The 5,048-nt window shown below is 50.9% G+C and carries 6 protein-coding genes and 1 pseudogene; all 7 read left to right on the forward strand.

Going from position 1 to position 5,048, the window contains the following annotated elements; translation table 11 throughout:
* Positions 1-262, forward strand: a pseudogene (locus tag AC6R0L_RS00395) (MSHA biogenesis protein MshI); the annotation flags it as partial.
* Entirely contained in the window at positions 262-909 is a 648-nt protein-coding gene (locus AC6R0L_RS00400; protein WP_500627896.1) for an MSHA biogenesis protein MshJ, read from the forward strand. The pseudogene AC6R0L_RS00395 and the gene AC6R0L_RS00400, both read left to right, overlap by 1 nt.
* Positions 902-1,237 carry an MSHA biogenesis protein MshK gene (locus AC6R0L_RS00405; RefSeq protein WP_500627897.1) on the forward strand — a complete coding sequence of 112 codons (336 nt, stop codon included), beginning with the start codon at positions 902-904 and terminating at the stop codon, positions 1,235-1,237. The genes AC6R0L_RS00400 and AC6R0L_RS00405 overlap by 8 nt, the downstream gene beginning before the upstream one ends.
* A 15-nt stretch (positions 1,238-1,252) precedes the next feature.
* Complete coding sequence (gene mshL, locus AC6R0L_RS00410; protein ID WP_487901787.1) at positions 1,253-2,884, forward strand: pilus (MSHA type) biogenesis protein MshL; 1,632 nt, start codon at positions 1,253-1,255, stop codon at positions 2,882-2,884.
* Between the two features lie 3 nt (positions 2,885-2,887).
* Positions 2,888-3,727, forward strand: coding sequence for an ExeA family protein (locus AC6R0L_RS00415; RefSeq protein ID WP_500627898.1), 840 nt, complete (start codon positions 2,888-2,890; stop codon positions 3,725-3,727).
* 3 nt (positions 3,728-3,730) lie between these two features.
* The gene (locus AC6R0L_RS00420; protein ID WP_500627899.1) at positions 3,731-4,885 is read left to right on the forward strand and encodes a tetratricopeptide repeat protein; all 1,155 of its coding nucleotides are present in this window, start codon (positions 3,731-3,733) and stop codon (positions 4,883-4,885) included.
* A partial coding sequence (locus AC6R0L_RS00425) for a cyclic di-GMP-binding domain-containing protein, MshE-related (protein WP_500627900.1) occupies positions 4,875-5,048 on the forward strand: 174 nt, incomplete at its 3' end. The genes AC6R0L_RS00420 and AC6R0L_RS00425, both read left to right, overlap by 11 nt.

Consider the following 5,048-nt stretch of genomic DNA (forward strand, 5'->3'; position numbering starts at 1 on the left):
TGCCCAAGTGGGTTACTCCGGGGTGATGCGTTCGCTATCCGAATTAGCCAGAGACGATATCTCGCTCGACTCGATTGCTATCTCATCCTCATCACTCGATCTTAAGGGCCTAGCAAGAGAAGCTGCAGCGATTCCAAGCTGGGTGAGCGAATTTAAATCCGAACTTAATTTGGTCGGACGTTCGTTTGAGCAGTTGAGTATCGGCCGTAATGAGCAAGACATCATTACGTTTGAGCTGAAAACAAAAGGAGAATCCAAATAGTGGCTAAGGTATGGATTCAATGGAACGATAAGTTTGCCAAGCTCAGCGCAAGAGAAAAGTGGCTGATCACTTTGTGTGGCGTGGTGTTTATCGTCATGGTGATGTTTGTCTTGCTGATAGAGCCCACAATCAAGGCCAACGAGCAACTGAATCGTCAAGTGATGACCAGTAAAGCCAACGCGCAGCGCCTCGAAGGTGAAGTGCTGCTCATGACAGCGAAGCTTAAACAGGACCCTAACCAAGCGATCGATCAAGAGTTTGAGCGTTTGTCTATCGAAAGTCAGGCGCTGTCAGAGGAGTTAGCGAAAACCATTGAGGGATTGCTAACCCCAAACCAAATGGCGCAAATGCTTGAAAGCGTGTTAGCCAGCAGCAAAGGTCTACGATTGGTCTCTTTGCAGTCGCTCAAAGCGGAGCCGATTATGCGTAAAGGCAATCAAGGTGAGTCTGGCTACTATCTTCACCCTGTACAAATTGAGCTCACTGGCGACTTTTTCTCTATCGTCACCTATCTCGAGACATTGGAGTCCATGCCAAGCAAGTACTATTGGCGACGCTTTCACTATTCGGTCGAAAGTTACCCAACCGCGCGCTTGGTGATGGAAGTTTACACCCTAGGGACAAGGCAGGAGTTTATTGGTGGTTAAGCAGCTTGTATTGGTCGCCATCGCGGCATTTGTTGGCATCGCGTTGCCCTCACAGGCATCCGATGATCCTACCGCGCCCCTTGGCTGGGTTAAACCGGCAGAGGTGGCGGTGGCCACCAAACCGAAACGCCCACCGTTGCCCGAAGTGCAAAGTATTATCTGCCATGAAATGAGCCCATGTCAGGCGGTATTAAGCGGGAAAGTGGCGCAGCGTGGAGATACCGTGAACGGGTATCGAGTCAGCCGTATCGAGCCAGAACACGTGGTGCTCGCTCGCGGTAATCAGCAGTGGACACTGTCGATGTTCACACTAGATATTAAGCAATAAGGTCATTGGAAGGATATGCGTAAACTTGCCATAGCAATAACAATAACATCTCTGGTGGGCTGCTCGATGGGCCATCGCGATCCGGTTGAAGTCAAAGCGGCCTTGAATGAATCCATCAATGAATCAAACAGTCGCGCCTTGACCGATTTGCCTCCGGAAGTGAGTGCAGACTTGATGCCTGAACTGAGTGACAGCGGAGCCAATCGCGCCAAAACCTTAAAGCGTTTTCGCGTTAAAGCGGACGGTGTTGATGCGAAAGCGTTTTTCACCAGTTTGGTGGTAGGGACAGAATTTAGTGCCGCCATCCATCCAAGCGTTGCAGGTAATATCACCCTTAATTTAACCGATGTGACCATGGATGAAGTGCTGGCGGTGGTGCGCGACCTCTACGGCTATGAGATCAGCAAGTCGGGCAATGTGATTCAGGTTTATCCTGCGGGGCTTCGAACCGTGACCATTCCTGTCGATTACTTGCAGTTTACGCGTTCAGGGCGCTCGTTAACCTCGATCACGACGGGAACCATCACCAATACAGACACCAACTCATCAAGCAGCTCCTCCAGTTCGAGCTCCTCGTCGACTCGTTCGGCAAGTTCAACTAAAGGCGGAACGGAAATTGAAACCACCAGTGAAAGCGATTTCTGGCCACAGCTGCAAACCGCCGTCTCACAGCTGATCGGTAATGATCGCGGCCAAAGTGTGGTTGTCACGCCGCAAGCCAGTGTGATTACCGTGCGCGCGTATCCTGACGAAATTCGAGAAGTGCGTAATTTCATCGGCGTCTCACAACAGCGTATGCACCGCCAAGTGATCTTGGAAGCCAAGATTTTGGAAGTCACCTTAAGTGATGGCTACCAGCAAGGGATCAATTGGTCGAAGGCGTTCTCATCCAACGGCACCGATTTTAGTTTAGGTCAAGGGAGTATTAGTGGGGATGGAAGTGTCTCAACTTTACCTGGACTTGATGCCATTGGAACCTTGTTGGGGGGACAGACTAATTTGGTGATTTCTAGCGGGAGTTTTGATGCTGTGATCAGCTTTATGGCTACACAGGGAGATTTGAATGTCTTATCTAGCCCACGAGTAACGGCATCAAATAACCAGAAAGCGGTCATTAAAGTAGGTACTGATAGTTACTTCGTCACCGATTTTTCGACAGATACCGATTCGAGTAGCTCTACAACAACTACTTCAACGGATGTTGAGTTAACGCCTTTCTTCTCAGGTATTTCATTGGATGTTACGCCACAAATTGACGATCAAGGCAATGTATTACTCCATGTCCACCCTGCTGTGATTGATGTCAGTGAGGAGACTAAAGAGATAACCTACGGCAGCAATAGCCTCACATTACCTCTTGCCACTAGTTCCATTCGAGAGTCGGATTCGGTGATTCGCGCCCAAGATGGTGATGTCGTGGTTATTGGAGGATTGATGAAATCCAATACCCTAGATCAAACCTCGAAAGTCCCATTTTTAGGTGATATTCCAGCGCTCGGGCACCTATTTAGGAATACCAGCCAAATTACCCAGAAAACCGAGCTAGTGATTTTGCTTAAACCGACGGTGGTCGGGGTTAATACTTGGCAGAAAGAGCTTGAGCGCTCGCGTGATCTCTTGCTTGAGTGGTTCCCTGACGATAACTAGGTCATGTATTTAGAGCACTTTGGTTTTTCTCAGCAGCCGTTTCATCTCACGCCCAATACCGAGATGTTTTTGGGCTTGGCGCCGCACTATGAGGCGATTCAAACCGTGAATGCCGCGCTCAGCATGGGCGAGGGCGTGATCAAAGTGACGGGAGAAGTGGGTACAGGGAAAACCATGGTGTGTCGGATGATGACGCGTCACTTTCTCGATCAAGTGCAATTGGTATTTCTGCCCAACCCCGCATTGAGCGGCGATAAGCTGCGCTTTGCGATAGCCAAAGAGCTGGGCGTGTCATCGCAAAATGAGCTGAGTGTGGTCGATGATATCCACAACAAGCTGATTGAGCTGGCACGGCAAGAGAAAAAAGTGGTGGTGTTGGTCGATGAAGCGCAAGCGCTCAGCGATGACGCACTGGAAGTGTTGCGACTGTTTGGCAATTTGGAAACCGAGCAAAGCAAACTTCTGCAAATCGTGTTGGTGGGTCAGCCAGAGTTGGATGAGCGCCTCTCGCAGCATCATTTGCGTCAGTTTCGTCAGCGCATCACCTTTAATGCGAAGTTGAGGGCGCTCAATTTAGACGAAACGGTTGCGTACATCGACAACCGCTTAACGCGCGCGTCAGCATCGGCGAGTCTGATGTCTCTGGCGCATAAAAAGGCCGTATGGCGCGCTAGCCAAGGTTATCCGAGATTGATCAACCAAGTGTGCCACAAAGCGTTGGTGTCGGCCTTTAGCAAAGGGGCGCATCAGTTAACGAATCAAGACTTGTTTGACGCTATTCATGATACGTTCGATACCGTTAAACCCAAATTTAAACACCCACTGTTGTGGGGGTGGAGTTAAACCATGAGTGCCATCAACAATGCTCTCACCCAATTGACGGATAAACAATCCGGCGCCAACGAGACGATGCAACGTGCCGTCGTTGCGCCCGTTAAACAAGTGCGTGTCCTACCTTGGGTGGTGGGGAGCTTTTTCTTAAGTCTGGCAGTCGGTGGTTTTGCGCTCTCTCAGCAAGAGACAGCAATCAACCAAATGACACAAAAGCAGAACGTCCCCCTGTCTGACGCGACTCTAGTACCTTCACCAACGGCGAAACTCACCTCTAGTGCTCAAGCCGTCTACGTTGCGCCTGAGAAAAAATCGGCACCATCGACTCAGCATGCCTCTTCGCCATCTAGAGCGTCTTCCTCAACTGTGGACGATAAGCCCGCGGTGGAGAAACCTGTGTTGGCTGCCAAAGTAGCAACGCCGATAAGCGCCACCGAGGTGCAAGAGGAGAGCGTTTCCAATACGTCGCGTACCAATTCGGTTGGTGGCACAGCCTCGAATAGCACTGTTTCGAATAGCACGGTCTCGAAGGGAAATGAATCGAGCGGCAGCATGGTGGTGGAGCACGTTGAACTGACGCCTGCACAATTGGCCGAGAAAGCGCAGGCGCGCGGGCAAAAAGCGCTCGAGAGTAACAATTTAAAAGAGGCCCTTGAGCATTATCATCAAGCGCTGAACTACACCCCGGAAGATATCGAGATCCGCAAACGTCTCGCGGCGCTCTACTATGGCAAAGGGGAAGTGCGTAAATCGGTCGATATGCTGCAAAAGGGCATCAGCCTAGACAAAGAGAACAATGAGCTGCGCATCGCGCTGGCGACATTGCTCATCAAAGAGCAGCAAAATACGGCTGCATTGACCGCGGTGGCGTATCTGCCACGACAAGCCTCGGTGGAGTATCTCTCTTTGCGCGCGGCACTGGCACAAAAGCAGCAGCAAAACGCCCTCGCCAAAGAGAGCTATCAAGCACTCACTGAGCGTGAGCCCGACAGCGGGCGCTGGTGGCTCGGTTTGGCGATTGCCAAAGAGCGCGCGTTTGAATTAGACGGCGCGCAACAAGCGTATCAGCAAGCCCTATCGAATCTCGGCTTATCCAGTCAATCTCAACAATTTGCCCGCGACCGCCTCGCGATTATTGCTCAACTACAGGAGCCCACCCGTGAAAATTAAACTCAGAAAACGTCTCGGTGACTTGTTGGTTGAAGAGGGGATCATTACCGAGCAGCAAGTTGAGCAAGCGCTGTCGGCCCAAAAATCGACCGGCAGAAAGCTCGGTGCTGCGCTGATTGAACTGGGCTTTTTGACAGAGCAGCAGATGCTCTCGTTCTTATCG

This window comes from Vibrio sp. R15-SG3-ISO1A (assembly GCF_059833955.1).

Coding starts and splice junctions, on each gene's coding strand:
- mshL (WP_487901787.1), top strand. CDS start 1,253: ATGCGTAAACTTGCCATAGCAATAACAATAACATCTCTGGTGGGCTGC.
- AC6R0L_RS00415 (WP_500627898.1), top strand. CDS start 2,888: ATGTATTTAGAGCACTTTGGTTTTTCTCAGCAGCCGTTTCATCTCACG.
- AC6R0L_RS00420 (WP_500627899.1), top strand. CDS start 3,731: ATGAGTGCCATCAACAATGCTCTCACCCAATTGACGGATAAACAATCC.